Genomic DNA, 26553 nt, shown 5'->3' with positions numbered 1-26553 from the left:
ATCTGCCCCATGCAATTGGACCGTGCCACTGGCTGGTTTCACGGAAGCGGAATCACCCACTGCCCCTCGCCGAACTTCAATGCTCGCCCCGAAGGCGAAGCGATCTCCCTGCTGGTGATTCACAATATCAGCCTGCCGCCAGCCTGCTTTGGTAGCGGCAAGGTGCAGCAGTTTTTCCAGAATCGGCTGGACCCCAACGAACATCCGTATTTCACCAGCATCAGTCACCTGACGGTCTCGGCCCACCTGTTCGTCGAGCGCGACGGCGCGGTGACCCAGTTCGTGTCGCTGCTCGACCGGGCCTGGCATGCTGGGGTGTCGTGTTTTAACGGGCGTGAAGGCTGCAACGACTTTTCCATCGGCATCGAGTTGGAAGGCACTGATGATCTGCCGTATACCGATAGCCAATATGCCGTGCTCGAGCAACTGACGCGGCAGATCCAGGCGGCCTGGCCTGTGATCGACTTCGAGCGTATTCAGGGCCACAGCGACATCGCCCCTGTGCGCAAGACCGACCCTGGCCCAGCGTTCGACTGGGCGCGTTACCGCAAGGCCCTGAGTGGCAACGAGGACTGCGCATGAGTTTTCTGGTGCTGATAGTGGTGCTGTGGGTAGAGAAGTTTTCTGCGCTGCGCCATCGGCTACAACGAGACGGTGTCTTTCTGGGCGAGCTGATGCGCCTTGAGCGCAGCGGCAAAGTGCACCCCTGGTGGACGCTGGCGGCCCTGCTGGCCCCGGTGGCCGTGCTGGTGCTGTTGCTGCATGTGCTTGAGCCGGTGGCCTATGGCCTGCTGGCTTTGCCGGTGCACTTGCTGGTGCTGATCTACAGCTTGGGGCGCGGTGATGCCAAGGGCGCTCTTGGGCCGTTTCGTGACGCCTGGCGCCGTGGCGATGACCAGGCTGCGCTGCATGTGGCCGAACGCGACCTGGGCTTGGCGGCCGACGAGCCGCACAGTTTGCTGGTGCGGGTACAGGGCTATCTGTTGTGGCAGGCCTACCAAAGCTTCTTTGCGGTAATCTTCTGGTATTTCGTGCTCGGCCCAGGTGCGGCGCTGGCCTACCGGCTGCTCGCCCTGACCGCCGAGCACAGCCGCCAGCCTGGCCTCAGTGCACGGGCGCAAGGGCTGCGCCATGCCTTGGACTGGCTGCCTGTGCGGGCGCTTGCCTTGAGTTTTGCACTGGTCGGCAATTTCGTCGCAGTGATGCGGGTGATGCTGCACGAGTTGCTCAACTGGCATATCAGCGCTGCGCACCTGGTGGCCAAGGTTGGGTGTGTAGCCGATGACAGCGCGCCCACCGAGGATGCCCAGCGGGGCTTGAGTCGGCTCGATAGCGTGTGGGACCTCCTGCTGCGATGCGCTGTGCTGTGGTACTCAATGTTTGCGTTGTGGACAGTGCTGATGTAGCTGAGCGGTTAACCTTAAGTTACAAACCTCCGATTCGATCTGCGGTATACAAGTGGCCTAGTGCTATCTCTGCAGAACAACAAGAATCGATGGAGGTGCCCTGTGACGCCTTTGCTATATCCAGCCGTTGCGCTGATGAACAGGCTGAGCTTCGGCCAGAAGTTCAGCCTGATCAGCGTTTTGTTCTTCCTGCCCATGCTGGCCACCAGCTTTTACCTGGTGCGCGATGCCTATCAGCAGTTTCATGCAACCCGAGCAGAGTTGCAGGGCATTGCGCCCCTCGCGGCAAGCCTGGGCCTGCGCGCCGACCTGGAGTCGCTTGGCAACTTGGTGCAGATCAATGCAGTACTGGGCCAATCGGGCCAGGCAGGCGATCTAGATACACGTATCACGGCGTTGCAGGACAAGGTTCAGGCGCAGGTGCGCAGCCTGCAGGATCAAGCCACCTTGGCCCAGGGCACCCTTGAGGAACTGGCCAAAGCATTTGCCAATGCCCAGGCCGAGTCATCGCTGCAAAGCAAGGTCGCGCTGTTCGACAAACTGTTGACCATGGCCCAGATGCTCGGCAAGCAGGTGGCCAGCCACAGCGGCCTGAGCCAGGATAGCGACGCCTCGGTGCGCCAGTTGAGCGAGCTGATTGGCGGCGCCACCGCTCAAGTCACCCAAGCCCTGGGCGAAGGCCGGGCCATGGGCGCCATCGCGCTGGGCCGGGGGTTTATGGATTCCTCTGGCAGTGCGCGCTTCGAAGACCTGTTACAACGCCTCGATCGCCTTGCCGGCGACTATGCACTGCGGCTTGACCAGGCCCTTGCTTCGGACCTGGGCGCAAAGCCTGCGTTGGCGCAAGTGGCTGGCAGCAGCCAGGCGACGGTCAGGCAGGCCGCGTCTTTGTTCGAGGCACAGGTGGTGGTGGCCGAAACGCTCGACGCGCCATGGCAGGCCTTTTATCAACAGGTCAGCGACTTGATGGCCCAGACCTACCGGCTGAACGATGCGGTAATCGGCCAACTGCAGGAGCAGTTGCAGCAGCGCCTGGGCGAGCAACGCTTGCGCATGGTGGCGCTGGGGGCCCTGCTAGGCGGCGTCTTCGTGCTGATTCTGTACCTGTATGGCGGCTTCTATGTGTCCACCCGGGCCACGTTGCGCCAGCTTGGCGGGGCAATGGACAAGGTCGCAGCCGGCGATATGACCGTCAGCTTCAAAGCCCAGAGCCGCGATGAGTTGGGCGAGCTGGGCCAGGGCTTCAGCGAAACCGTGCAGCGAATTCGCGCGCTGATCGATCAGGTCGGGCGCACCGTGGTGGCCGTGGAAGAACAGGCCGGGCAGGTACTGGCGGTGTCAACGCGAAGCAATCAGGCGGTCAGTGGCCAGCGTCAGCAGATCGAGCAGGTGGCCACGGCGATGAACCAGATGAGCGCCACCGCTCAGGAAGTGGCACGCAGCGCCACACTGGCCGCTGACGGCGCTCAGCAGGTCAACCTTGAAGGTGCCAACGGTCGCTCCCTGGTGGCCAGCCAGCAAGCGAGCATCGGCCGCCTGGCTGAAGAGATCGATCAGACCGTGCTGGCCATCAACCGCCTGGCTGACGATAGCCAGGCCATCGGCCAGGTGCTGGAAGTGATCCGCGGCATCGCTGAGCAGACCAACCTGTTGGCATTGAATGCCGCCATCGAAGCGGCCCGTGCCGGCGAGCAGGGCCGTGGTTTTGCCGTGGTCGCCGACGAAGTGCGAACCTTGGCACGCCGTACCCAGGACTCCACGGCGCAGATCGCACAGATGATCGCGCGCCTGCGCGAGGGCGTAGCGCAGGCCGTGCAGGCGATGGGCAGCAGCCATCAGATGACGGCGGGCACCGTCGATGAAGCGCGGCAGGTGCAGCAGGCGCTGGGCAATATTCTGGCCGCCGTCGGCGGTATCGTTGAGCAAAACCAGCAAATCGCTGCTGCTGTAGAGCAGCAGACAGCGGTGGCCCACGACATTGACCGCAACATCGTCGCGATCAACCGCGCAGCCCAGGACACCACGCAGGGCGCCTGCCAGACCGAAGATGCCAGCCGTGTGCTGTCGAGCCAAGTTGTAGAGCTCAAGCGCCTTATCGGTACTTTCAAAGTCTGAGCGCGGCGTGAGTTACCAGCTAAACAGCTCGTAAGCATTGCGGCTGCTGGCCTCGGCCAATGCCTCTGGCGCGATGCCGATCAGTTCGGCCAGCGCCTGGGCAATTTCCGGCAGGTGCTCGGGGCTGTTGCGTTGCCCGGCAAACATGGCCGGGGCCATGTCGGGCGAGTCGGTTTCCAGCACGATGCTGTCCAGCGGCAAGCGCGCCACGGTCTTGCGCAGGCGCAGCGCCTGGGGCCAGGTCGCTGCGCCGCCCAGGCCCAGGCAGAAACCGAGTTTGATGTACTCACGGGCCTCTTCGTAACTGCCGGCAAAGGCATGGATCACTCCCCCTCGCGACGGCTTGTAGCGCTTGAGCGTGGCGATCACCTGGGCGTGGCTGCGGCGCACGTGCAGCAATGCAGGCAAAGCGAAGTCGCATGCCAATTGCAATTGCGCTTCGAACAGCGCCTGCTGGCGCTGTTTGTCCAGCCCTTCAAGGTAGTAGTCCAGGCCGAACTCGCCCACTGCGCACAGCCGCGGATCGCCCTGCAGGCGCGTCAGCCACTCGCGCAGCTGCTGCAAGTGTTCCGGGCGGTGCTGGTCGAGATACACCGGGTGCAGCCCCAAGGCCGCGTACACGCCGCCCTCAGCGCAGGCCAGGTCCCACACCCGCTGGAAATTGGCCTGATACACCCCCAGCACCACCATGCGCTGTACCCCTCGGGCTGCCGCATTGGCGAGCAGCTGCGAGCGGTCGGCGTCGAAGTCGGGAAAGTCGAGATGGGTATGGGTGTCGATCAGGCGCATGCTCAGGCCGCTGGGATGCGTTGCTTGAAGGTACGGCCGATGGCGTGCACCCCAGGTTCGTAGCGTTTATCCTCGATCGCGGCCAAGGCCAGTTGCAATGCAGTAGCGGCGATCTGGCCGTGCTGCTGAGCCATGGCATTGACCGGCAGCGGCAAAAAGTCGAGCAACTGATTGTCGCCGAAGGTGCCCAGCTGCAGCTGGCGCGAATTGGCCGGGCGTGCCTGCAAGGTATCGAACACACCCTGTAGCAGCACGTAGGATGTGGTGACCAGGGCATCGGGAAGGCCACCATGGTCGTCGATCAGTTGCTGCATCAGGCGTTGGCCGCATTCACGGCTGAAGGCCTCGCCCTGATAGCGGCGCACTACACCGTCGAAGGTCTGCATGGCTTCGTCGAACCCGCCGGCACGGGCCTGGCTGACCGACAGCTCCGGCCGCGCGCCGATCAGCGCTATGCTACCAGGGGTGGTCGCCAGTAGGCTGTCGGCCAGTTGGCGGCTGGCATCACGGTCGTCGCTGATCACTGAACAGAAGTAGGCGGGGTTCAGTCGCCGGTCGATGGCTATCACCGGCAAGCCTTTTTCTTGCAGCGTGCGGTAGCTGTCGTCCTCCGGCGGCAGGCAGCTGGCCACGAACAGCGCATCGCAGCGGCGCGCACGAAATAGCTGCTGCAGTTGGCGCTCGCTTTCGGGCTGGTCATCGCTGCTGGCGATCAGCAGCTGGTAACCGCGGGCGCGCGCGCCTTGCTCGAGCTGTTTGGCGATGCGGGCATAGCTGGGGTTCTCCAAGTCCGGGAGAATGAAGCCCAACGTGCGGGTATGCCGGCTGCGCAGGCCAGCAGCCTGAGGGTTGGGGGTAAAGCCGTGAGCTTCGACCACTGCACGCACCCGTTCTACAGTGCTATTGCTGATGCGCTGTTGTTCGGCCTTGCCATTGATGACATAGCTTGCAGTGGTCACTGACACACCGGCCAGGCGGGCGATATCGCTGAGTTTCACCGAATTTTCCTTGTTATTACCGGGACTGGCTACGGGGCCAGGACCGGAGAGTTTGACCCGGGTAGGCCGCTTTGCGCAGGCGACCATTGTTGCAATTGTCCGACAGGATGGGGCTTTTTCCTCGGCAGATTATCGAGTAACGTGGCCGCCTGGTCAGATTAAACGTTTCAGCTATCAATTTTTTCTGCCTCGTCCGCCGTGCTTTCATGGCAGTCGAACTGGCTGATTGCGTGAATATCACAACAATACCTCAGTACCTGGCACTAAAACCAAGCCTGGGCTGCAAAAGGAGAAGGTCATGCTCGAGCTCGCCAAAGAGCAGATAGCCATGGGCCAAAAGGCCACCGACAAGGCCGAGGCCCTGCGCCTGCTGGCCGACCAACTGGTAGCGGACGGCCTGGTCGCCGAAGGGTATCTGGACGGCCTGCAGGCGCGCGAGGCGCAAGGCTCGACATTTCTGGGGCAGGGCATCGCCATCCCGCACGGTACGCCACAGACCCGCGACCTGGTATTCGCTACCGGTGTACGTTTGCTGCAGTTCCCCGACGGGGTGGACTGGGGCGATGGGCAACGGGTGTACCTTGCAATCGGTATTGCTGCCCGTTCCGACGAACACCTGCGTCTGCTGCAACTGCTCACCCGTGCCTTAGGTGAGACGGACCTGGCAGAAGCACTGCGCCGCGCCAGCTCTGCCGAGGCGCTGCTCAAGCTGCTGCAAGGTGCGCCCCAGGAGTTGGCCCTGGATGCTCAGTTGGTGGGGCTGAACCTGCCCGCCGAAGACTTCGATGAGCTGGCCTGGCGTGGCGCCCGGCTGCTGCAGCGCGCCGGTTGTGTCGACAGCGGCTTTGCTGCCGTCCTGCAACAGTCCGAGCCCCTGCCGTTGGGCGAGGGCCTTTGGTGGTTGCACAGCGAGCGTCAGGTGCGCCAGCCTGGCCTGGCCTTCATCACCCCACAGCAGCCGCTGCGTTATCGTGACCAGCCGCTCAACGGCCTGTTCTGCCTGGCCAGCCTTGGCGCGGCCCACCAAGCGCTGCTCGAGCGCCTTTGCGAAGTGCTGATCGAAGGCCGTGGGCAAACGCTGTACCAGGCCACCAGTAGCCGGGCGGTGTTGCAGGTGTTGGGGGGCGAGGCCCCGGCGGACTGGCCAACAGCGCGTGTCGTGTTGGCCAACCCCCACGGGCTGCATGCCCGCCCGGCGAAGGTATTGGCACAACTGGCCAAAAGCTTCGAAGGTGACATTCGTCTGCGGGTGCTCGATAGCGCGCAAGCTGCCGTATCGATCAAGAGCTTGAGCAAGCTGCTGAGCCTCGGCGCTCGTCGGGGGCAGGAGCTGGAATTGAGCGCTGAGCCGTCGATTGCCGGCGATGCACTGCCGGCCCTGCTGGCGGCGATCGAGCAAGGCCTTGGCGAAGACGTCGAGCCGATTACGCTCGCCCCTGCAGCGCCAGAGGTCGAAGAGGTGGTTGTACTTCAGGCGCCCGCTGCGGGCAGCCACATCCAAGGGGTCAGTGCGTCCCCCGGAATCGCCTGTGGCCCTGCGCATGTCTGCGTCGAGCGTGATATCGATTACCCGCTGCGCGGCGAGTCACCCACCCTGGAGCGCCAGAAGCTGCGCGGTGCACTAGAGGTGGTGCATGGCGAGCTGCAAGCGCTGGTGCAGCGCAGCGGCGCGTCGATTGGCGAAATCTTCGTCACCCATCAGGAAATGCTTGCCGACCCGGATCTGACCGACGAGGTCGACGCCCGCCTGGCCCAAGGCGAAAGCGCAGCTGCCGCGTGGATGGCGGTGATCGAAGCGGCTGCGCGCCAGCAGGAAGCCTTGCAGGATGCTCTGCTGGCCGAGCGCGCTGCCGATCTGCGAGACGTTGGCCGCCGGGTGCTGGCCCAGCTGTGCGGGGTGCAGGCGCCGGTCGAGCCCGAGCAGCCCTACGTGTTGGTCATGGGCGAGGTTGGCCCGTCCGATGTCGCGCGCCTGGACCCGGCCCGTGTTGCCGGTATCGTCACCGCCCACGGCGGTGCTACCGCGCACAGTGCGATTGTTGCCCGCGCCTTGGGCATTCCGGCAGTGGTGGGCGCAGGTGCTGCGATCCTGCTGCTTGAAGCGGGCACCACACTGTTGCTCGATGGCCAGCGCGGTATGGTCAGCGTGGCCCCGCCGGCTGACGAACTGCAACGCGCGCTGGCCGAGCGCGACGCGCGTGAACGACGCCTGCAAGCCGCTTGGGCCAAGCGCCACGAGCCGGCGGTGACCCGCGATGGGCATGCTGTCGAGGTGTTCGCCAACATTGGCCAAAGCAGCGGCATCGACAAGGTGGTGGAGCAGGGTGCCGAGGGCGTTGGCCTGCTGCGCACCGAACTGATCTTCATGGCCCACTCGCAGGCTCCGGATGTCGCCACCCAGGAAGCGGAATATCGGCGGGTGTTCGACGGCCTGGAGGGTCGGCCGCTGGTGGTGCGCACCCTGGATGTTGGCGGCGACAAGCCTTTGCCGTACTGGCCCATCGCTGCCGAGGAAAACCCGTTCCTGGGCGTGCGTGGCGTGCGCCTGACCCTGCAACGCCCGCAAATCATGGAAGACCAGTTGCGTGCCTTGCTGCGCGCCGCCGACCAGCGACCGTTGCGCATCATGTTCCCAATGGTCGGGCAGATTCACGAGTGGCGCGAGGCGCGCGCCATGGTCGAGCGCCTGCGCCAGGAAATCCCGGTCGCCGACCTGCAGGTCGGGATCATGGTCGAAGTGCCTTCGGCCGCCTTGCTGGCGCCGCAGCTGGCCCGTGAAGTGGACTTCTTCAGCATCGGTACCAATGACCTGACGCAATACACCCTGGCCATCGACCGTGGCCACCCCAGCCTTTCAGCCCAAGCCGACGGCCTGCACCCAGCGGTGTTGAGCCTGATCGACATGACCGTGCGCGCCGCCCATGCCGAAGGCAAGTGGGTGGGTATCTGCGGCGAATTGGCCGCAGACCCGCAGGCGGTGGCTGTGCTGCTGGGCCTTGAGGTGGACGAGCTCAGCGTAGCCGCTCGCAGCATTGCCGAAGTCAAAGCCTTGGTGCGCCAGGCTGATTACCAAACGGCCCGCGCCCTGGCGCGCGAGGCCCTGCAACAAGACAGCGCCGCGGCGGTTCGCGCGCTGGTGGAGCGTTACTGAATGGCCAAGATCCTAACCCTGACCCTGAACCCTGCGCTGGACCTGACCGTCAGCCTCGACACCTTGCGCCCTGGGCACGTCAACCGCGCCCAGGCTCAGCAGAGTCACGCCGCTGGCAAAGGCCTGAATGTGGCTCAGGTGCTCGCCGATCTGGGCCACCAGGTCACCGTCGGTGGTTTTCTGGGCAGTGACAACCTGCAGCCGTTCGAAGCGCTGATCGCCCGGCGCGGTTTCACCGATTGTTTCGTTCGCGTGCCCGGTGAAACCCGCAGCAACCTCAAGCTAGTCGAGGCCGATGGCCGGGTTACCGACATCAATGGCCAAGGGCCGCACGTCGATGAAGCGGCCCGCAACGAACTACTGCGCCTGTTGGCCCAAGTAGCGCCAGGACATGACGCCGTGGTGGTGGCAGGTAGCCTGCCCCGAGGCATCAGCCCTGCGTGGTTCAGCCAGTTACTGGAGCAATTGCGCAAGCAGGGGCTCAAGGTGGCCTTGGACAGCAGCGGCGATGCCTTGCGTGCAGGCTTTGCCAGTGCGCCGTGGCTGGTCAAACCCAATACCGAGGAGCTCGGCGAAGTGCTGGGTACTGCGGTGCACACTGCCGACGAACAGCGTGCTGCTGCCCAACAGTTGTTGGCAAAAGGTGTCGAGCATGTGGTGGTGTCGGCCGGTGAGCAGGGCGTCAGTTGGTTCACCGCTGGGCTGGCGCTGCATGCGCAACCGCCGAAAGTGCAGGTTGCCAGCACCGTAGGCGCGGGTGATTCGCTGGTCGCTGGCATGGTCCACGGCCTGCTCAGCGCACAGAGCCCGCAGCAGACCCTGCGCGCTGCCACCGCCATCGCCGCGCAGGCGGTGACTCAGGTTGGCTTCGGCATCCACGACCGCGCCCAGCTCGCACAACTGGAAGCCGGCGTGCAACTGAAAGAACAACAAGAGGGTTGCCGATGAATATTGCCATTGTCACTGCCTGCCCCAATGGGCAGGTGTCCAGCGTGCTCAGCGCCCGCCTGTTGGCGGCTGCCGCCCAGCGCCGAGGCTGGAGCACCTGTGTTGAGGTGCAGGACAGCGAACATCCCGAGCGCCAGCTGACAGCAGCCGAAATCGCCCAAGCCGATTGGGTGCTGGTGGTCAGCACCGGGCCGGTAGACCTTGCGCGCTTTGCCGGCAAGCGCGTGTACCAGAGCACGCCAGCGCAAGCCCTGGCCGACCGTGAGGGCTTTCTCGACGAGGCAGCGGGCAAGGCTCAGGTGCTCACCGCCCAAGCACCCGCTGCAACGCCTACGGCCACTGCGAAAATCGTCGCGGTGACAGCCTGCCCAACCGGCGTGGCACATACCTTCATGGCTGCCGAAGCCTTGCAGCAGGCGGCGCAACAATTGGGTTATACGTTCACGGTCGAAACCCAGGGCTCGGTGGGCGCGCGTAACCCGCTATCGGCCCAGGCTATCGCCGAAGCCGATGTGGTGCTGCTGGCTGCCGACATCGAGGTGCCCACGGCCCGCTTTGCCGGCAAGCGCATCTACCGTTGCGGCACGGGTATCGCTCTGAAGCAGGCACGCGCCACCCTGGACAAGGCCCTGGCCGAAGCCAAGGTCGAAGGTAGCGCAGAGGCGTCTGCGGCGGCGCCTGCCAAGGCCGAGAAAACCGGCGTCTACAAGCATCTGCTGACCGGTGTGTCGTTCATGTTGCCGATGGTGGTGGCTGGCGGCTTGCTGATTGCCTTGTCATTCGTGTTCGGCATCGAGGCCTACAAGCAGCCGGGCACTTTGCCGGCAGCACTGATGCAGATCGGTGGCGAGGCTGCATTCAAACTGATGGTGCCCTTGCTGGCAGGTTATATCGCCTGGTCGATCGCCGACCGCCCCGGCCTTGCGCCAGGCATGATCGGTGGTTTGCTGGCCAGCACCCTGGGGGCCGGGTTCATCGGCGGCATCGTCGCCGGTTTTCTCGCAGGCTACAGCGCCAAGGCCATCGCTCGCTGGGCACGCCTGCCGAGCAGCTTGGAGGCGCTCAAACCAATCCTGATCATCCCTTTGCTGGCCAGCCTGTTCACCGGCTTGGTGATGATCTACGTGGTTGGCCAACCGGTGGCAGCGATGCTCGAAGGGCTGACCCATTTCCTCGACAGCATGGGCACCACCAACGCCATCCTGCTCGGGCTGCTGCTGGGCGGCATGATGTGTGTCGACCTCGGCGGGCCCATCAACAAAGCGGCTTACGCGTTCTCGGTGGGGCTGCTGGCCTCCTCCAGCTATGCGCCAATGGCGGCGACCATGGCCGCTGGCATGGTGCCGCCCATTGGCCTGGGCATCGCCACTTTCCTGGCCCGCCGCAAGTTCGCCCAGAGTGAGCGTGAAGCGGGCAAGGCAGCGCTGGCGCTGGGGCTTTGCTTCATTTCCGAAGGGGCGATCCCGTTTGCCGCCAAAGACCCGCTGCGAGTGATCCCTGCGAGCATTGCCGGCGGCGCTTTGACCGGCGCGCTGTCGATGTACTTCGGCTGCAAGCTGATGGCGCCCCATGGTGGGCTGTTCGTGCTGCTGATCCCCAATGCGATCAACCATGCGCTGTTGTACCTGCTGGCGATCGTGGCCGGTAGCCTGGTGACGGCGGTTGTGTATGCCGTGATCAAGAAGAGCGAGCGGGTAGAGTTGGCCGTTGCGCCCGTGAAAGGCTAAAGCAATTGGCTGGCATCGCCGGCCTCTTCGCGGCTAAAGCCGCTCCTACCGGTTTAGCGCTGCCCTGGTAGGAGCGGCTCCAGCCATAAAGCGGCCATGGTCGTTTAGCGCCCGTGCTTCTGGCGCAATGGCAGCAATAGATCTGCAAGGCCGTTATGGTCGACCTCGTGCATCAATGCCAGCAACCCGCCCAGTTCTCCTGCTGGAAAACCCTTTCGTGCAAACCAAGCCAGATAATCACCGGGCAGATCGGCAATGAGCCGCCCCTGATATTTTCCGAAAGGCATGGTGCGGGTAACCAGCAGTTCGAGCATTTCTGGTTTCATCGATGAGGCCTGACTAAGGGGAAGCACCGACCATACTGCAAACTGCACGAGCGCCCAAGCGGCAATCATGCATAACGCCGTTTTCAGGCGGGCTAGTAGTTTTTATAAGTATCTGATTTTCAAGGCTTTATAAGATTGTCTTCGGTTGGCATGAAGGCTGCTCTAGTAATGATGACTATCACCTGCCAAGGAGTTATGCCATGAGCAACCCTAACAAAGACGTTATCGACGTACTGAACGACCTGATCGAGTACAGCAAGGATGGCGAAAAAGGCTTCAGAGAGTCGGCCGATGATGTGAAGAACCCAGAGCTCAAAGCGTTCTTCGTTCAGCGGGCCGGTGAGTGCGCCAACGCTGCAGGTGAGCTGCAAAGCGAAGTCCGCCGCCTGGGTGGCGACCCGGAAACCTCCACCAGCTTCAGCGGTGACCTGCACCGTGGCTGGGTCAACCTCAAGTCGATGGTTACCGGCAAAGATGAAGAAGCGGTGCTCAACGAGGTCGAGCGCGGTGAAGATCATGCGCTGAAGGCTTATAAAGAAGCCCGCGAGAAGCTGGCCAAGTTGGGCCGTGGTGCCACCGACGAAAGCTATAGCCTGGTCGAACGCCAGCTGCAGGGCGTGCAGGCCAATCATGACCAAGTCAAAGCTCTGCGCGACGCTGCCCGCGCTCGCTCCTAAGTGATAGGGCCCTCGACCCGGTTTCGGCCATTGGCCTTGGCCCGGTAGAGGGCTACATCCGCGGCACTCAGCACCTGAGCAAGGCTTTGCTGGGTGCCGGGGGTGTAAACGCTGACACCAACGCTTACCGTCACCGAATCTTCATCCCCAGCGAACGGTGCAAGCGCTTGCACCTTGGCCCGCACCCGCTCGGCCAGCATCATTGCGCCTGGCATATCCGTGCCCGGCAAAATCACCTGAAATTCCTCGCCTCCATACCGTGCCGCCAAGTCTGCTGGCCTACGAATGCAGTATTTCAATGCGTTGGCCACTTCGCGCAGAGCATGGTCGCCCCCAGCATGCCCATGGCGCTGATTGAATGCCCGGAAGTGATCGACGTCCACCATCAGCACAGCCAGCGGCTGGCGCTTATGTTGAGCGTGTAGCCATTCGTGGCGCAGGACCTGATCGAGCCTGCGACGGTTGGCAAGCCCAGTCAGGCTGTCGGTGGCAGCCAATGTAGCCAGGCTTTGCTCGGCTTCATGTCGACGGCGCAGCTCCCGGCCCAGTAGCAGGGTTAGCCAGAGAATACCGATACACAACACGCCGGTGGCGACACTCACCAGGGTCGCTGTGCGTCGCCAGGACTGGAATACTTCATCCGTGGAATGCATCACCAACACGACCAGCGGCAAATCAGCGACTCGGGCGAAGGTATAAATGCGCTTGGCGTGGGTGCTGCCGGAGCGCGCGGTGAAACTACCGCTTCGTTCGCTGATGATGCGCTTGAAGTTGGGCCGCTCACTGTAATCGCTGCCAATTTGCGGATCTTCAGGGCGAGCAGGTTCGCGCGCCAATAGTTGGCCATCGGTGTTGAGCAAGTTGATGCTGCTCTGGGCACCGATATCCAGGCGGCGGAACAGTTCGCTGAAATAGGACAAGCGCAAAGCGCCTGCGGCGAGCCCGGCGAACTCACCGTGTGGCCCGTCGATGCGGCGGCTGAAACTGATGCACCAGCCCATGTCGCCCAGTTTGGCCTTGAACAACGGCCCTACCAGCAAGCCGAGGTTGGCGTGCTGCTGGTGGGCCTGGAAGACCCCAGTATGGCCAAAGTTCGCCTGGCGGGGGGCAAGGCTGTTGGAGTCCCCCACCACATTACCCTGCTTGTCCAGCCACAGAACATCCCCGCGGGTGCGGTCCACGAAGGCTTCATTGAACAGCAGGCGCTGGCGCATAGGGGCTGGGATCGTGGGCAGCTCACTGCGCCCAACTGCCCAAATCAGGTTTTTCAGCGACTGATCGTAGAGTTCGGCATTGCGTAGGATGTCGCTCTCGATCAGCTGCACGACATTGTTGGAGGCGCGAATGGCCGATTGCTCGACGCTGTCGCGCTCGCGTGCCAGCAGATAGCTGACGATGGCAACGATAGCCAGCACGGCAAAGCAGCTGCCCAGGTTGAGGATCAGCTCGGGTTGCGACCGGTTGAGTGCGAACGGCGGGGATCGAGTGGGCATGCGCGCTACTGCTGGGGCGAGGCCATTTTTGGCGGGCGACAGTGTAGGCAAGCGCGGATTGTCGGACAAGATTTGTCCGACGGAAATGCATGTCGAGGTATTTAGGGTCGTTTAGAAGTTGAGTCGTGATGCCAGACGAGGGCAACTGCCCCCGTCGGCGAACAGCATTCAGAAAATATTCAGTGGGTAATCGACGATCACCCGCAGTTCGTCGTTGTCGCTGTTGCTGTCGATTGAAGCGTACCCCTGGCTACCACGGTGCGTGGCGTAGCGCACTTGCACTGCCAGATCCTTCAGGTCACCTTCCTGGAATACATATTTCACGTCCAGGTCCCGCTCCCAGTGCATGGCGTTCTTGCCATCGGCGCGGTAGTAGTCGTAATGGCTGCTGTTCTGCGCGGCCTTGGTCAGGTCCGCCTCGCCGCGAGAGTAGGACAGTGAAGTGCTCAGGCCTGGAATGCCCAACCCGGCGAAGTTGAAATCGTACTGCAGCTTCCAGGAGCGCTCATTGGGAGCGTTGAAGTCCGAGTACATCCGCGAGTTATCCAGGTAAACGCTGTCACCCAGATTGATGTAATCGAACGGAGTGTTGCCGTTGACCCGCTGATAGGCGGCGGTAACGCTGTGGTAACCGGCGGCCACCGTAAAGTGCATGCTATAGGTGTTGTTGTCGATCTTGCCCAGCAGTGCCTGGCCGGTGTCCTGGGTGTGGTAGAAGTGCACGCCCGGGTTGAGGCTGACCAGGTCGTTGACCACGTAGGTGTAGTCCAGGTCAGCGTAATACTGGTTCCACACGTCCTTCAACTCGGCCGCGTACAGGTTGGCCGTGACCTGCTCGCTGCCACTCCAAGATGCACCGGCCCAGTTCAGGTGCTTGCTGGTCTGGCCGTCCATGTCGCCGTAGTAGGTGTCGATACGGCGGTGGCCACTCTGGTTGTACGGGTGGGTGAAGCTGACCTGACCGCCTTCGAGCAGCAGGCCGTCGACGCTGTGGTTGGTCAGGCTCACACCGCGAAAGGTCTGCGGCAGCATGCGGGTTTCACCCCCTGCGATCACCGGATTGGTGATGAACAGGTCACCTGCCTTCAACTCGGTGTCGAAGGCCTTGAGTTTGACCGCAGCACCGGCTGTGGAAAACGAGTGCGGTGCGGCCCCCAGCTCACCGTTGTCTTTGATGTGCTCTGGCAGAATGCTGGTGCCAGCGTGGCCGCCACCCCCGTCAAGTTTCAGGCCCAGCATGGCGTGGGCATCGAGGCCGAAGCCGACGGTGCCCGGCGTGTAGCCAGATTCGAAGCGGGCAACTGCACCCTGGCCCCACTCGCGGGTGTCGCGTACACCGGCATTGTGGTTATTGCGGTTGAAGTAGGCGTTACGAAAATGCAGGTTGAGGGACGAACCTTCGATGAAGCCATCAGCCTTGTCTTCATCTGCTTGGGCGGCGTAAGGGATCGTTGCAGTCAACGCAATGAAAATCGGGGTAAAGCGAAACGCGGAAGGCACCGGTAATAGCTCCTTTGGTCTGACGGTGGGGCAGTTTTTATTTTTTCGATGTGCAACGTTTTATAAGTGTGGATACGTCGGGGCTGATGGTTGAAGCACATAAAAAAAGCCGCTGATCGGCAGCGGCTTCAAAAGGCTAACATATCGGCACCGGCGGTGCCCATGGCGTAGCCAAGGGAGAACGGGAGCAGGTTCGACGAGCGATCAGCTATCGGCGTTGGCACTGTCGGAAACTTTGGAGGCCGTCTGTTCTGAGCCTTCTGCGGCATCTGCCTTGTGCGCCAAGGCTTCGCGGGAGTCTTGGTGGCTGGCGGCAAGTTGTGCAGTGCGGGCGACGAAGGCCGGGGATTCTTCAGCCATGGCCAGGGGCGACAACAACAGGGACGACAGAATGAAAACGCTGGCAATACCCATACTGTTGGACATGATTGTAACTACCTTCTTGCGGTGCAAGTGCTATGAGGACAGGGGTAAAGTTAGTCCTTAAACTGCCGTGGAAACAGCATGTTTATCGATAAGCACTATTGCGCAAAAAGTAACGATCATTAAAGAAGTTGAGTTAGACAGCCCGCGCTGCTAGGACGGCTTCGCCATCCCCTGAATCGGTAGTCGAATCCCGAAGGTATTGGTCCCTTCTTCACTGCGCACGAACACTTCGCCGCCATGCATCAATGCAATGGCCTTGACGATGGCCAAGCCTAAACCGTGGTTGCTGCCACCGCGGTTGCTGCGTGCCGCATCCACCCGGTAGAAGCGTTCGAACAACAGCGGCAGGTGAGCGTCTTCGATGGCAGGCCCCGGGTTGCTCACGGCGATGCAGGCCTGCTCTGGCCCCGCCTCGATTTGTACCTGAATCATCTGATGGGGCGCCGTATGCTGCACGGCGTTGTTGAGCAGGTTGATCAGCGCCCGGCGCAGTTGCGCCTTTTCGATGGGCGCCTGGGCATCGCCGTGTACGCTGACACTCACCTGGGCGTCTTCGAGAATGTAATCCAGGTAGTCGAGGGTGGTGGCGACCTCTTCGGCCAGCGAGGCGCAGGTCAGGGCGGTGGCCTTGCTACCTTGGTCGGCGCTGGCCAGGAACAGCATGTCGTTGATGATGCTGCGCAGGCGCTCCAGCTCTTCCAGGTTCGATTGCAGCACTTCGAAATAATGCTCGGCGCTGCGCCCACGGGTGAGGGCGACCTGAGTCTGGCCAATCAGGTTGGTCAAAGGCGAGCGCAGTTCGTGGGCGACGTCGGCGTTGAAGGCTTCAAGCTGCGTATAAGCCTGGCTGACCCGGTCCAGTGCGGCATTGAACGCGCTGGCCAATTGCGCCAGTTCCGGTGCCAGGTTGGCTGTTTGCAAGCGCCCATTCAGGCGTGGCGGCGCCAGGGCCTGAGCTTCGACCGATAGTGCCAGCAGCGGGCGCAGGCCAATGCGCGCGACCCAGTACCCCAGCACCGAAGCCAGCAGCACACCCAGCACGGCCAAGCCGACGATGGCCACCAAAAGACTGTGTTGCGCCTGCCAGAAGGTTTCGGTGTCGATGCCGATCATAAACCGCAGGGGTGGCCGCCCGCCCAGTGCCGGTAGCTCGCTGACCAGCACCTTGTACGGGTAGCGATGCTCGGGCAGGTGCAATTCGCGCATACCCGTTGGGCCTTCACTGAACGCGCGTACTGGCTGGCTGGGGTGGCCATACTCGAACGCCGGGTCGCCACTGATGACCCAAAAGCGGATGCGCTTGTCTTCTTCGCTCAGCAGGTCGAGCTTGTTGTTGATCTTGGCCCAGTGTTCACGCGTGCCATAGCGGTTCAGGGTGGATTCGAGCACACTGAACCGCGCATCCAGCTCCGCGGCCGGTAGCAGGTCCAGGCTGCGGTCGACCTGGCGATATAACGCCCAGCCGATCAGCACGAACACCCCCAGCGCCACCAGAATGAACAGGGTCGACAGGCGCAGAGCGATCGAGTTAAGCGGCACGGTTTTCAAGCACATAGCCCATGCCTCGAATGGTATGCAGCAGCTTGTTGTCGAACGGCCCGTCGAGTTTTGCGCGCAAGCGTTTGATGGCGACTTCCACAACATTGGCGTCGCTATCGAAGTTGATGTCCCAGACCAGCTCGGCGATAGCGGTTTTCGAGAGGATCTCACCCTGACGCCGGGCCAGTACGCTGAGCAGCGAAAACTCCTTGGCAGTCAGCTCCAGGCGCTGGCCGGCACGGCTGGCCTTACGTGCCATCAGGTCGATCCACAGGTCACCTACCTGGATCTGCAACGGCTCGTGGCTGCTGCTGCGCCGGGTCAGCGCCTGCAGCCGTGCGACCAGTTCCAGGAACGAAAATGGCTTGCCCAGGTAGTCGTCGGCGCCCTCGCGCAAGCCGTGGATGCGGTCTTCGACCCGCTCGCGGGCAGTGAGCATGATCACCGGCGTCTGTTTGCGCGCGCGCAACGCACGCAGCACACCATAACCATCCATGCCCGGCAGCATCACATCGAGCACGATCACCGCGTAGTCGTTTTCCAGGGCCAGGTGCAGCCCATCGATACCATCGCGGGCAAGGTCCACGGTAAAGCCCTGCTCAGTCAGGCCGCGGTGCAGGTAATCGGCGGTTTTTTCTTCATCTTCGATGATCAGTACACGCATGCTTGAGTCCTAGCTGGCACTTGTCGCCGCCGCGCCGGCGGCCTTACGGCGATGGAACAGGCGCTCCAGGGCCAAGTATATGACCGGGGTGGTGAACAGCGTCAGCGCCTGGCTCACCAGCAACCCGCCAACTACCGCGATACCCAGCGGCTGGCGCAATTCAGCGCCGGCGCCGAAGCCGAACATCAGCGGCACCGCGCCGAGCAGGGCGGCGAGGGTGGTCATGATGATCGGCCGAAAGCGCGTCAGGCACGCCTGGTGAATCGCCTGCTCAGGGGGCATGCCGTGGTGGCGCTGGGCCTGAAGGGCAAAATCGATCAGCAGGATGCCGTTTTTCTTGACGATCCCAATCAGCAGCACCACCCCGATCAAGCCCATGATGCTGAAGTCCTGGCCCATGGCCCAGAGCAGTATCAACGCACCCAGCCCAGCCGAGGGCAGGGTGGAAATGATGGTCAGCGGGTGGACCAAGCTCTCGTAGAGCACGCCCAGGATGATGTACACCGCAACCACTGCGGCGAGGATCAGCCACGGTTGGCTCGACAGCGAACTCTGGAATGCCTGGGCCGCGCCCTGGAAGTTGCCGCTGATCGAGTCAGGCATGCCCAGTTCGCGCTGGGTGCGCTCCAGGACGTTCACTGCATCGCCCAGGGCTACGCTCGGTGCCAGGTTGAACGACAGGTTGGCAGCCGGGAACAGCCCGTCGTGGCTGATAGACAGTGGGCCAGTGCTCGGTGGCGCCACATGTGCCAGGGCCGACAGCGGCACCATTTCGTTGGTCAGCGGCGAGCGCAGGTAGAAGAAGTTCAGGCTCTCGGCCTTGCCGCGCTGCTGTGCGTCCAGCTCCAGGATGACTTTGTACTGGTTGGTTTCGGTCTGAAACTCGCTGATCTGCCGCTGGCCAAAGGCATCGTACAGCGCCTGGTCGACATCGGTGGTGGTCAGGCCGAAGCGCGCTGCGGCCTGGCGGTCGATGTCGATGCGGGTCACGCTGGCGCCCAACTGCAGGTCGTTGGACAAGTCGCGCAGCATCGGGTTTTCCCGCAGGCGTTCGGTCAGGCGTTGGGTCCACAGGTTCAGCGCCACCCCGTCATTGCTCTTGAGCACGTACTGATATTGCGTGCGCGACGGGCCAGAGCTGAGGTTGATGTCCTGGCCTGCGCGCATGTACAGGACGATGCCCGGCACCTTGGCGAGTTTAGGCCGCAGCCGGTCGATGAACTCGCTGGCTGACACATCGCGTTCACCGCGTGGTTTGAGGGCGATCCAGAAGCGGCCGTTGGCGATGGTCTGGTTGCTGCCGGTGACCCCCACCGAATGGGAGTACGCCTGCACGGCAGAGTCGTCGCTAATGATCTTGGCCAGCGCCAAATGTTTCTCGACCATCGTTGGATACGACACGTCGGCCGCCGCCTCTGTCGTGCCGAGGATGAAGCCTGTGTCCTGCAGCGGGAAAAAGCCCTTGGGGATACCCACATAGCCGATCACCGCCAAGGCCAAGGTCACGCCGAACACCCCAAGCGTCAGGCGTTGATGAGCCAGGGCACGGTCCAGGCCTTTTTCGTACCACCCCAACAGCCGCTCGCCGAAACCGCCACGGTGCTCGCCTGGCGGGCGACGCATGAACAGCGCGCACAGAGTGGGGGCCAGGGTCAGCGACACCAGCACCGAAATCAAAATGGTAGAGGTGGCGGTCAGGGCGAATTCCTTGAACAACCTGCCGACTGCGCCGCCCATGAACAGCAGCGGGATGAACGCCGCGATCAGCGAGAAGCTGATCGATATCACGGTGAAGCCAATCTCCCCCGCGCCTTTGAGCGCGGCGGTGCGGCTGTCGTCTCCGGCTTCGAGATGGCGGTGGATGTTTTCCACCACGACGATGGCGTCGTCGACCACAAAGCCTACCGAGATCACGATGGCCACCAGCGTGAGGTTGTTCAGGCTAAAGCCCAGCGCGTACATCAGCGCGCAGCTGGCGATCAGGGATACGCCCAGCACGCTGGATACCACCAAGGTCGCCGACCATTGGCGCAGGAACAGCGCCATTACCCCGATCACCAGCGCCACGGCGATCATCAGGGTCAGCTCGACTTCGTGCAGGGAAGCGCGGATGGTCTGGGTGCGGTCCTGCAGCACCGACACCTCGACCGACGCCGGCAGCATTTGTTCGAGTTTGGGCAAGGCGGCCAATACCCGGTCGACCGTGTCGACGATGTTCGCCCCGGGCTGGCGGAACACTACCAGGTTCAGCCCTGGCTGCTCGCCGGACCACGCTTTGACGTAGGCATTCTCGGCGCCGTTGACCACGTTGGCGACATCCTGCAGGTGCACTGGCGCGCCATTGCGGTAGGACACGATGAGCCTGGCGTAGTCCTGGGGGTGAAACAGCTGGTCATTGGCCGCGATGGTAGAGACGCTGTGCTCGCCGTACAACGCGCCCTTGGCCAGGTTCAGGCTGGTCTGCTGGATGGCCTGGCGTACATCGGACAGGGTCAGGCCAATGGCGGCGAGCTTTTCCGGTTGCGCCTGCACACGGATAGCCGGGCGCAGTTGGCCGGTGATGTTGATCAGGCCAACCCCCTCGATCTGGCTGAGCTGGCGCGCCAGTAGGGTTTCTGCGTAGTCGCTCAGATCACTGCCGGGCATTTGTGCCGAACTCACGGTCAGCACCAGTACCGGGCTGTCGGCCGGGTTGACCTTGCGCCAGGTTGGCGGGTTGGGCAGGTCCTGGGGCAAACGGGCGGTGGCGGTGTTGATCGCTGCCTGGACTTCCTGGGCGGCGGTGTCGATGTTCTTGTCCAGGGTGAACTGCAGGATCAGGGTAGTTGAGCCTAGCGCACTGCTGCTGGTCATCTGGGTCATGCCGGGTATGGCGCTGAACTGCACTTCAAGCGGGGTAGCCACCGAAGACGCCATGGTCTGCGGGCTGGCACCGGGGAGCTGGGTGGTGACCTGAATGGTCGGGAAGTCTGCTTCAGGCAAAGGGGCTACCGGCAGCCGTGGGAAGGCGATGGCGCCCAGCAGCACCAAGGCGAAGGTCAGCAGCAGGGTTGCGATGGGGTGGTCGATGCACCAGGCCGAAATACCGTTGCGGGTATTCATGGCTGGCTCCTGCGGTCAGCCATTTCGGCAGGGGGCGGTGCGTCGGTAGTCACCTCGACCCGTGATCCGGGCTTGAGCCGCGATTGGCCGTCGAGCACCAGGCGCTCGCCCGGCTTGACCCCGGCGATGATATTCAGGGTGCTGTCCTGATAGAGCACCTTGACCGGCACGCTGGTTACCTTGTCACCGTCCAGGCGGTAAACGAAGTGCCCATCGATGCCGCGTTGCACCACTGGCGGCGGCACCACCAACGCGTTCTGCTCGACTGCGGTGCGCAGGCGCACGGTCACCAGTTGCCCGGGCCATAGGCGGCCGTCCTTGTTGTCGAATTCGGCTTTGGCTCGCACTGTGCCGGTGTTGGCCGATATCTGGTTGTCGATCAGGGCCAGGTGGCCTTCGCCCAGCAGGCTGCGCTCGCCGTCAGCGTCCATGTAGGCCTCGACCAACGCCGCAGTGGGGGCCTTGAGCAACGTTTGCAGCGTTGGCAGCATTTGTTGTGGCAGGGCGAACTCGACGGCAATCGGGTCGATCTGGGTGACGCTGAACAGGCCTTGGGTATCGCTGCTGCGCACCAGGTTGCCTGGGTCGACGTTGCGGATACCCACGCGCCCGGTCACCGGCGAGCGGATCTGGGTGTACGACAGTTGCACTTGGGCATTGGCGATGGCTGCCTGATTGCCTTTGACCGTGGCCTGCAGCTGGTTGACCAGAGCTTGTTGCTGGTCGAGTGTTTGCTTGGACACGCTGTTATCGGTGCTGAGCAGGCGGTAACGCTTGAGGTCGACGTCGGCCCCCTGGATCTGCGCCTGGCTCTGGCCGAGCTGGGCACGGGCCTGCTCGAGGCTGGCACGGATCGCCCGGTCGTCCAGGGTGGCAAGCAGGTCGCCTTCCTTTACCCACTGGCCTTCTTTGACCAGCACTTGGGTCAGCACGCCCTCGACCTGGGGGCGGATCTCGACGCTGTGCAAGGACAGCACCGAGCCGATGGCGCTGGTGTAGCGCGGCACATCCTGCTGGGCGACGCTGATCACACGCACCGGCACCGCCGCTTGCGCGTGCGGTGTAGGGCCGAGCGGGCGCTGGGTGTACCAGAGGCCGAGGGCTGCAAGGGCAAGCAGTGCCAACGTGGCGATAAGGACAGCGCGAGAGGGACGTCGCATCGGCGCGGGCACCTGGGCCAGGGGGACGAAGAGTTGTAGTGGAGTTATAGCGCGCAGAGCGGGTCGGCAGCGTGACGGCTGGCTGACAGCGGTGACAGATTGTAATGCTGTTCACTTAAGCCTAGAGGCTCGGCGTGAGTTTTTCGGTGGAGCGTAGATCGAGCGCCGCCCGCGCGGCGCATCGCGAGCTTTGCTCGCTCCTACGTTTGTTTCGGGCCAATTATGCCTGCGGGATTTGCGCGCGAACGCCTTGGCGCATGACGCAATATCGCGTCGTACAAACAAGGCGGTCGCGCGCACCTGCCACAGGCGTTACTGGCCCGAAACAAACGTAGGAGCGAGCGCAGCTCGCGATGCGCCGCGGGCGGCGCTCGATCTCACAGGCGCTAAAAGGCTCAAATTGAACCCCAAAAAAATCCGACATCAAATCATTGGTATCGGATTTTTCGACCCCAAGCCTGGACTCAAATGCTCAAGTGAACAGCACTAGTGACAGATTGGGGCTTTTTTGCGATTGGTTGTAGGAGAATTCTGAATCTGAAACCAAATGCTTCAGTAGTCCAGGGGTGACGAATTATCCTACGCCCCGAGTCGGATGGCGTCTGATAGTCGGGGAACTGCTTCAGCGGTAATTTCGCGGTTCGCCACAGAAGGCGAGCGGCCGTGAGAAGCTGCGGCTATATCCGGGAATGCCATCATTAATGGCAGCCGTGCGCGTGCGGACTTTGGTCCGGGCCGCGGTTCCTGGACGCGGTCTTCTCACCTCGCGTACGGCTGCCACCCAATCCGTGAGAAGAGCTCCGGTGGTCGCTTTCCATCAGCAATTTCAGGAAAGTCGTCATGAAAAAAATAGTCCCCGACCCCCCGCCCACATCCCCTATCCCGTACATCACAATCATCGCCGACCTGACCTTCGAAGACGCCAAACCCCACGCTGCGGCTCTTATGGACAGCCTATCGAGCAATATCCAACTCCTGCTAGAAACCGAGGCCGAGGTCCACCGCGAAGTCCTGTTGGTGAACATCGGTATCCTCACCGAATTGCTGCGTACCCTGTTCGCCCATATGGCATTGCAGGAGGTGCCCCATGAGCAATGAACTGAAGTTGCGCAGCACAGCCGGTAAAGAAACCTTTCTCGATTTGTATGCCATCCAGCCGGGCATCCCGCTCGATCATGCGTTCAATGAGTTGTCGGTCTTGTTAGGTTGCATCCGCCACTTGAGCGAAGAGGCGGAGATGGAGGGCAATTTGATCGCAGGCAGTGCAGCGCGGATTCTCAGCGCCATGGCCAAGGCGCTGATCAATGACATGGAAATCGGCCTCGATCACCGCACATGAAACGGGGGGGGTGGGGCCGCTTTGCGGCCCACCCACGAAGACGCCCGACGGGCTCACCTAGAACCCAATGAAGGCATAGTAGACTGGCGCTTGGGCCGTGGTCTCAAGCCCCAACACCTGCAACTCATTCATCAATTCAGGCTGCTCCACATGCAGTGCCCAACTGGCATCAGCCAACGCCGGCACTTGCTCCAGCGCAGCTGCAAAGGCCTTCATCTCCGGCAACCAGGCGGTAAAACCGTTGCCTTTGAGTGCGCTGGTGGTCATCCCTAGGCATTCGCAGACCGCTACCTTGGCGGCGATATCCTCGCGATCGGCTTGCCGCGAAGCTTCCACCAGCGCCAACAGCGCACGGTCGACCGGCAGCGCGCCATGGATTAGTTCAGGCCCCTGTTGCCACGCTTCGGGAGGGCAATCCTTGTTCTGCGGTCGCAGCGGGATATGCGGGTTGATTTCGACCGGATAAATACGGCAGACCAACGGCCGGCTTTCATAGATGGTGCAAAGATCGCCCTCGGACAAATAGCGACAGCGCCCGGGATTGAAAGCCGCGAAGGTCACCGAAACCCGTGCTTGGCCACCACCACAGCGCACCGCATGGGAGCGGCGCAGCACATGCTCGCGCTGCTCTACCGGCATGCCAGGCCCATCGGTCACAAAGGCCTCGATCAAAACGATCACCTGGCCACCCGCTGCCGCCCATCGGCGCGTTTCATCCAACGTCAGCGGCACATGGTGGCCGGTACAGCACTTACCACAACCGGTACAGGCAAAACGTAGGCTGCCGCTCACTTGGCGTCGGGGTTCCATTCGCTGACGTAGGCCTGCTGCTGCTTACGGTCGTACAAACACAGCTCGGTGCCGCTGCGTTGGCGCATGTGCTTCTGTGGGTAAACCCCCTCGATCAGCAGGGCGCTGAAACCGGTCCGGTCATCGAACTCCGCCGGCTTGCCCCGGGCATGGGCATCTTTGAACTGACTGGCGTTCAGGCACGCCTTGAGCATTTGCTGGCGCTGCTCGTTCCAGGCTTGGCTGCTGGAGGCCTGGGCGGTGAAGGGCATAAAGGCAAGTACAAGTATGAACGCCTGGCGAGTCATGACTGCTTCCATCTACAAATGTGCAAATTATGCCTTTGCCACCGCGTGGTGCAAGTGAAGATTTCCTACACTGCTTTCGGAATCTTTACGCATTGTTTCGATATAGAGCTATAGCAATAATCAGTCTAAGTTGAGTGCTTGAAGTATGGTCGGGCAGAGCTATAACTATTGGTGCGTATTGTTGACGGCCCTGCTTAATCGTCAAGGAGAGAAAAATGCGTTTCGAAGGGAGTTACCAGGAGCTCAGGGATAAACTGACACGGCTTGACTCTGCAGGAGTCTGGAAAACGCTGAACCCTAATCAGTACCAGTTCAAATCGAATAGCGGCGGGGTGATGAATTGGTATCCAAGCACACGCAATATGACTTTCCAAGGTAAGCCCTCAGCTGCTGATGAACTTGAAGGGTTGATTTCGAGTATTTTGAACCAGAGCGAGGCTCCCTACTCTGGTGGGTTGGCAAGCTCCGCAGGTGATACTATTAGAAACCTTTCGACGGACGTGGGTGGTTTACACTCTTCATTTCTGGATGATTCCTATTCGGATTCTGAACTTGTGATCGGTTTGGTCGGTTCTATAGGTACTGATTTGCGGGCCGTGTGCCAGTTGATTGAGGAACGTTTGAAGGCTTTTTCCTATAGTGCACGGCAGATAAAAATTTCTTCGGATGTTATTGCCATGTTGGGCGAGGAACCGGTCGTCGATAATGAGTACGATCGTATCGATAAGTTCATGGCTGAAGGTAATAGGCTTAGGAAAGAATGTCGCGATAATTCTGTGCTAGCGTTAGGGGCAGCTGCTGTTATCGGTAAACTGCGTGCTGAGCATGCGCCGCGGCGTAATGCTTACATTGTTAATTCACTAAAGAGCCCTCATGAAGTTCAGCGACTGAGGAAAATTTATGCTGGGGGGTTCTTCCTGGTCGGCGTGCATGCCGATTATGATCGTCGGCACGAGTATTTGGTCAAGGACCTCCGGTTGAGCGAGGCGCAGGTCGCTAATCTTATTTCCCGTGACGAAAACGAAAAAGAAGAATTCGGCCAGCATACTCGGGATACGTATCATCTATCTGACTTTTTTGTCAGCTATGACGGTAATCATGATGCGCTGAAGAAGCAGGTTTGGCGAGTATTGGACCTTCTGTTTGGGAAGCCGTACGTCACGCCTACATTCGATGAGTACGCCATGTTCATGGCCTTTTCTGCTTCGTTGCGCTCGGCCGATCTATCTCGTCAAGTAGGAGCAGTGATTGCCAAGGATCACTGTATTGTTGCCACTGGTGCAAATGACGTTCCTCGCTTTGGCGGTGGACTCTATTGGCCAGAAAAGAACGCTGCCCATGAAATAGCTGACGCTGAGGACGGCAGGGACTACAAGCGAGGTGAAGACTCCAATGCTGCCCAAAAAAAGGCAATCATCGAGCATCTGATCAAGATTGTGCCGGAGAACCTCAAAGCAGAGTTGGCGCCATTGATCAAAAGCAGTGCTATTAAAGACATTACAGAATACGGTCGGGTCGTGCACGCAGAGATGGAAGCTCTTTTATCTTCGAGTCGAACAGGTGTCAGTCCATTGGGCAGTACACTCTATTGCACGACTTTTCCGTGCCATAACTGTGCTAAGCATATTATCGCCGCAGGTATAAAAAGAGTTGTGTATGTCGAGCCTTATCCCAAGAGTAAGGCTTTGCAGTTTCACTCAGATGCCATCACTACGTGTGAAGCGAACCACGGTGTTTTTTTCGAGCCATTCATGGGAGTAGGACCACGCAGTTTTTTTGATCTTTTCTCCACGAACCTTGGAAGTGGCTATCCTGTCATACGTAAAACAGAGGAAGGGCAGGTGGTTGACTGGCGTGAAGCAGATGCTAAATTGCGCACCCAAATGTTGCCATGTTCGTATATCGAGCGAGAAGCCATAGCAAGCACTATGCTGTCAACATACTTGAAGGAGAAACCCGATGAGTGGCGCTAAACAGGAATTTCTTCGCTATCTGGATGATTGCAGAAAGAAAGTCGAACAATGGCCAGCCTGGAAACAGGAGGCATTGAAAGCACCAGCAAGAGAGCGCGCTCAGGCTGACGAAAGCTGCCAAAC

22 protein-coding genes are annotated in these 26553 nt (G+C 61.4%); 10 read left to right on the top strand and 12 right to left on the bottom strand.

Going from position 1 to position 26553, the window contains the following annotated elements:
- Window positions 1-9: 9 nt before the first annotated feature.
- The 3 genes from ampD to HU725_RS19045 all read left to right on the top strand — a co-directional run bounded on the left by ampD (window position 10) and on the right by HU725_RS19045 (window position 3521).
- On the top strand, window positions 10-582 hold the full coding sequence (ampD, locus tag HU725_RS19055; protein WP_060477585.1) for a 1,6-anhydro-N-acetylmuramyl-L-alanine amidase AmpD: 573 nt from the start codon (window positions 10-12) through the stop codon (window positions 580-582).
- Complete coding sequence (gene ampE / locus HU725_RS19050) at window positions 579-1406, top strand: regulatory signaling modulator protein AmpE (protein WP_186478297.1); 828 nt, start codon at window positions 579-581, stop codon at window positions 1404-1406. The genes ampD and ampE overlap by 4 nt, the downstream gene beginning before the upstream one ends.
- Before the next feature lie 102 nt (window positions 1407-1508).
- Window positions 1509-3521, top strand: a complete 2013-nt coding sequence (locus HU725_RS19045) for a methyl-accepting chemotaxis protein (protein ID WP_186478298.1) — start codon at window positions 1509-1511, stop codon at window positions 3519-3521.
- Window positions 3522-3533: 12 nt separating this feature from the next.
- On the opposite strand, the gene HU725_RS19040 is transcribed toward HU725_RS19045, so the two are convergent.
- Window positions 3534-4310, bottom strand: coding sequence for a TatD family hydrolase (locus tag HU725_RS19040; RefSeq protein ID WP_186478299.1), 777 nt, complete (start codon window positions 4308-4310; stop codon window positions 3534-3536).
- Between the two features lie 2 nt (window positions 4311-4312).
- On the bottom strand, window positions 4313-5308 hold the full coding sequence (cra, locus tag HU725_RS19035) for a catabolite repressor/activator (protein WP_186478300.1): 996 nt from the start codon (window positions 5306-5308) through the stop codon (window positions 4313-4315).
- Window positions 5309-5606: 298 nt separating this feature from the next.
- Here cra and ptsP point away from each other — a divergent pair, with 298 nt between their 5' ends.
- Genes ptsP through HU725_RS19020 form a run of 3 tightly spaced genes read left to right on the top strand, consistent with a single transcriptional unit; the run spans window position 5607 to window position 11134 of the window.
- Window positions 5607-8459 (top strand): phosphoenolpyruvate--protein phosphotransferase, encoded by a 2853-nt coding sequence (gene ptsP, locus HU725_RS19030; RefSeq protein WP_186478301.1) that lies wholly within the window; start codon window positions 5607-5609, stop codon window positions 8457-8459.
- A complete protein-coding gene (pfkB, locus tag HU725_RS19025) occupies window positions 8460-9407 on the top strand; it encodes a 1-phosphofructokinase (RefSeq protein WP_186478302.1) in 948 nt (315 codons plus the stop codon). It begins immediately after the preceding gene.
- Window positions 9404-11134, top strand: coding sequence for a PTS fructose-like transporter subunit IIB (locus HU725_RS19020; protein WP_060477591.1), 1731 nt, complete (start codon window positions 9404-9406; stop codon window positions 11132-11134). The genes pfkB and HU725_RS19020 overlap by 4 nt, the downstream gene beginning before the upstream one ends.
- Window positions 11135-11238: 104 nt before the next feature.
- On the opposite strand, the gene HU725_RS19015 is transcribed toward HU725_RS19020, so the two are convergent.
- On the bottom strand, window positions 11239-11460 hold the full coding sequence (locus HU725_RS19015) for a DUF3820 family protein (RefSeq protein WP_186478320.1): 222 nt from the start codon (window positions 11458-11460) through the stop codon (window positions 11239-11241).
- 200 nt (window positions 11461-11660) lie between these two features.
- Here HU725_RS19015 and HU725_RS19010 point away from each other — a divergent pair, with 200 nt between their 5' ends.
- Window positions 11661-12137, top strand: a complete 477-nt coding sequence (locus tag HU725_RS19010) for a ferritin-like domain-containing protein (protein ID WP_060477593.1) — start codon at window positions 11661-11663, stop codon at window positions 12135-12137.
- Here HU725_RS19010 and HU725_RS19005 read toward each other — a convergent pair.
- The 7 genes from HU725_RS19005 to HU725_RS18975 all read right to left on the bottom strand — a co-directional run bounded on the left by HU725_RS19005 (window position 12134) and on the right by HU725_RS18975 (window position 22021).
- Window positions 12134-13630 (bottom strand): sensor domain-containing diguanylate cyclase, encoded by a 1497-nt coding sequence (locus tag HU725_RS19005; protein WP_186478303.1) that lies wholly within the window; start codon window positions 13628-13630, stop codon window positions 12134-12136. The two genes, HU725_RS19010 and HU725_RS19005, sit on opposite strands and share 4 nt — an antisense overlap.
- A gap of 168 nt (window positions 13631-13798) precedes the next feature.
- Window positions 13799-15130, bottom strand: coding sequence for an OprD family porin (locus tag HU725_RS19000; RefSeq protein ID WP_186478304.1), 1332 nt, complete (start codon window positions 15128-15130; stop codon window positions 13799-13801).
- 204 nt (window positions 15131-15334) lie between these two features.
- The gene (locus tag HU725_RS18995) at window positions 15335-15556 is read right to left on the bottom strand and encodes a hypothetical protein (protein WP_186478305.1); all 222 of its coding nucleotides are present in this window, start codon (window positions 15554-15556) and stop codon (window positions 15335-15337) included.
- 150 nt (window positions 15557-15706) lie between these two features.
- The gene (locus tag HU725_RS18990; protein ID WP_186478306.1) at window positions 15707-17110 is read right to left on the bottom strand and encodes a heavy metal sensor histidine kinase; all 1404 of its coding nucleotides are present in this window, start codon (window positions 17108-17110) and stop codon (window positions 15707-15709) included.
- On the bottom strand, window positions 17085-17759 hold the full coding sequence (locus HU725_RS18985) for a heavy metal response regulator transcription factor (RefSeq protein ID WP_060477598.1): 675 nt from the start codon (window positions 17757-17759) through the stop codon (window positions 17085-17087). Before HU725_RS18985 ends, HU725_RS18990 begins: the two co-directional genes overlap by 26 nt.
- 9 nt (window positions 17760-17768) lie before the next feature.
- Window positions 17769-20861 (bottom strand): multidrug efflux RND transporter permease subunit, encoded by a 3093-nt coding sequence (locus HU725_RS18980; protein ID WP_186478307.1) that lies wholly within the window; start codon window positions 20859-20861, stop codon window positions 17769-17771.
- The gene (locus HU725_RS18975; protein WP_186478308.1) at window positions 20858-22021 is read right to left on the bottom strand and encodes an efflux RND transporter periplasmic adaptor subunit; all 1164 of its coding nucleotides are present in this window, start codon (window positions 22019-22021) and stop codon (window positions 20858-20860) included. Before HU725_RS18975 ends, HU725_RS18980 begins: the two co-directional genes overlap by 4 nt.
- A gap of 840 nt (window positions 22022-22861) precedes the next feature.
- Here HU725_RS18975 and HU725_RS18970 point away from each other — a divergent pair.
- Both HU725_RS18970 and HU725_RS18965 read left to right on the top strand, forming a co-directional pair.
- Window positions 22862-23119 carry a hypothetical protein gene (locus tag HU725_RS18970; protein WP_186478309.1) on the top strand — a complete coding sequence of 86 codons (258 nt, stop codon included), beginning with the start codon at window positions 22862-22864 and terminating at the stop codon, window positions 23117-23119.
- Window positions 23109-23360, top strand: a complete 252-nt coding sequence (locus tag HU725_RS18965; RefSeq protein WP_186478310.1) for a DUF3077 domain-containing protein — start codon at window positions 23109-23111, stop codon at window positions 23358-23360. Before HU725_RS18970 ends, HU725_RS18965 begins: the two co-directional genes overlap by 11 nt.
- Before the next feature lie 57 nt (window positions 23361-23417).
- Here HU725_RS18965 and HU725_RS18960 read toward each other — a convergent pair whose 3' ends face one another.
- Complete coding sequence (locus HU725_RS18960) at window positions 23418-24152, bottom strand: YkgJ family cysteine cluster protein (protein WP_186478311.1); 735 nt, start codon at window positions 24150-24152, stop codon at window positions 23418-23420.
- Entirely contained in the window at window positions 24149-24457 is a 309-nt protein-coding gene (locus tag HU725_RS18955) for a hypothetical protein (RefSeq protein ID WP_186478312.1), read from the bottom strand. The genes HU725_RS18960 and HU725_RS18955 overlap by 4 nt, the downstream gene beginning before the upstream one ends.
- 215 nt (window positions 24458-24672) lie before the next feature.
- Between HU725_RS18955 and HU725_RS18950 the strand changes: the two genes are divergently transcribed.
- Window positions 24673-26430, top strand: a complete 1758-nt coding sequence (locus tag HU725_RS18950; protein WP_186478313.1) for an anti-phage dCTP deaminase — start codon at window positions 24673-24675, stop codon at window positions 26428-26430.
- The last annotated feature ends 123 nt before the right edge of the window (window positions 26431-26553 follow it).

It is taken from the genome of Pseudomonas promysalinigenes, assembly GCF_014269025.2.
GTDB classification, from domain to species: domain Bacteria; phylum Pseudomonadota; class Gammaproteobacteria; order Pseudomonadales; family Pseudomonadaceae; genus Aquipseudomonas; species Aquipseudomonas promysalinigenes.
The sequence above is the reverse complement of the archived record's forward strand: the minus strand, read 5'-3'. Positions and strand labels throughout refer to the sequence as shown.

Coding starts and splice junctions, on each gene's coding strand:
- ampD (WP_060477585.1), top strand. CDS start 10: ATGCAATTGGACCGTGCCACTGGCTGGTTTCACGGAAGCGGAATCACC.
- ampE (WP_186478297.1), top strand. CDS start 579: ATGAGTTTTCTGGTGCTGATAGTGGTGCTGTGGGTAGAGAAGTTTTCT.
- HU725_RS19040 (WP_186478299.1), bottom strand. CDS start 4,310: ATGCGCCTGATCGACACCCATACCCATCTCGACTTTCCCGACTTCGAC.
- ptsP (WP_186478301.1), top strand. CDS start 5,607: ATGCTCGAGCTCGCCAAAGAGCAGATAGCCATGGGCCAAAAGGCCACC.
- pfkB (WP_186478302.1), top strand. CDS start 8,460: ATGGCCAAGATCCTAACCCTGACCCTGAACCCTGCGCTGGACCTGACC.
- HU725_RS19020 (WP_060477591.1), top strand. CDS start 9,404: ATGAATATTGCCATTGTCACTGCCTGCCCCAATGGGCAGGTGTCCAGC.
- HU725_RS19015 (WP_186478320.1), bottom strand. CDS start 11,460: ATGAAACCAGAAATGCTCGAACTGCTGGTTACCCGCACCATGCCTTTC.
- HU725_RS19010 (WP_060477593.1), top strand. CDS start 11,661: ATGAGCAACCCTAACAAAGACGTTATCGACGTACTGAACGACCTGATC.
- HU725_RS19005 (WP_186478303.1), bottom strand. CDS start 13,630: ATGCCCACTCGATCCCCGCCGTTCGCACTCAACCGGTCGCAACCCGAG.
- HU725_RS18995 (WP_186478305.1), bottom strand. CDS start 15,556: ATGTCCAACAGTATGGGTATTGCCAGCGTTTTCATTCTGTCGTCCCTG.
- HU725_RS18990 (WP_186478306.1), bottom strand. CDS start 17,110: ATGTGCTTGAAAACCGTGCCGCTTAACTCGATCGCTCTGCGCCTGTCG.
- HU725_RS18985 (WP_060477598.1), bottom strand. CDS start 17,759: ATGCGTGTACTGATCATCGAAGATGAAGAAAAAACCGCCGATTACCTG.
- HU725_RS18980 (WP_186478307.1), bottom strand. CDS start 20,861: ATGAATACCCGCAACGGTATTTCGGCCTGGTGCATCGACCACCCCATC.
- HU725_RS18975 (WP_186478308.1), bottom strand. CDS start 22,021: ATGCGACGTCCCTCTCGCGCTGTCCTTATCGCCACGTTGGCACTGCTT.
- HU725_RS18970 (WP_186478309.1), top strand. CDS start 22,862: ATGAAAAAAATAGTCCCCGACCCCCCGCCCACATCCCCTATCCCGTAC.
- HU725_RS18965 (WP_186478310.1), top strand. CDS start 23,109: ATGAGCAATGAACTGAAGTTGCGCAGCACAGCCGGTAAAGAAACCTTT.
- HU725_RS18955 (WP_186478312.1), bottom strand. CDS start 24,457: ATGACTCGCCAGGCGTTCATACTTGTACTTGCCTTTATGCCCTTCACC.
- HU725_RS18950 (WP_186478313.1), top strand. CDS start 24,673: ATGCGTTTCGAAGGGAGTTACCAGGAGCTCAGGGATAAACTGACACGG.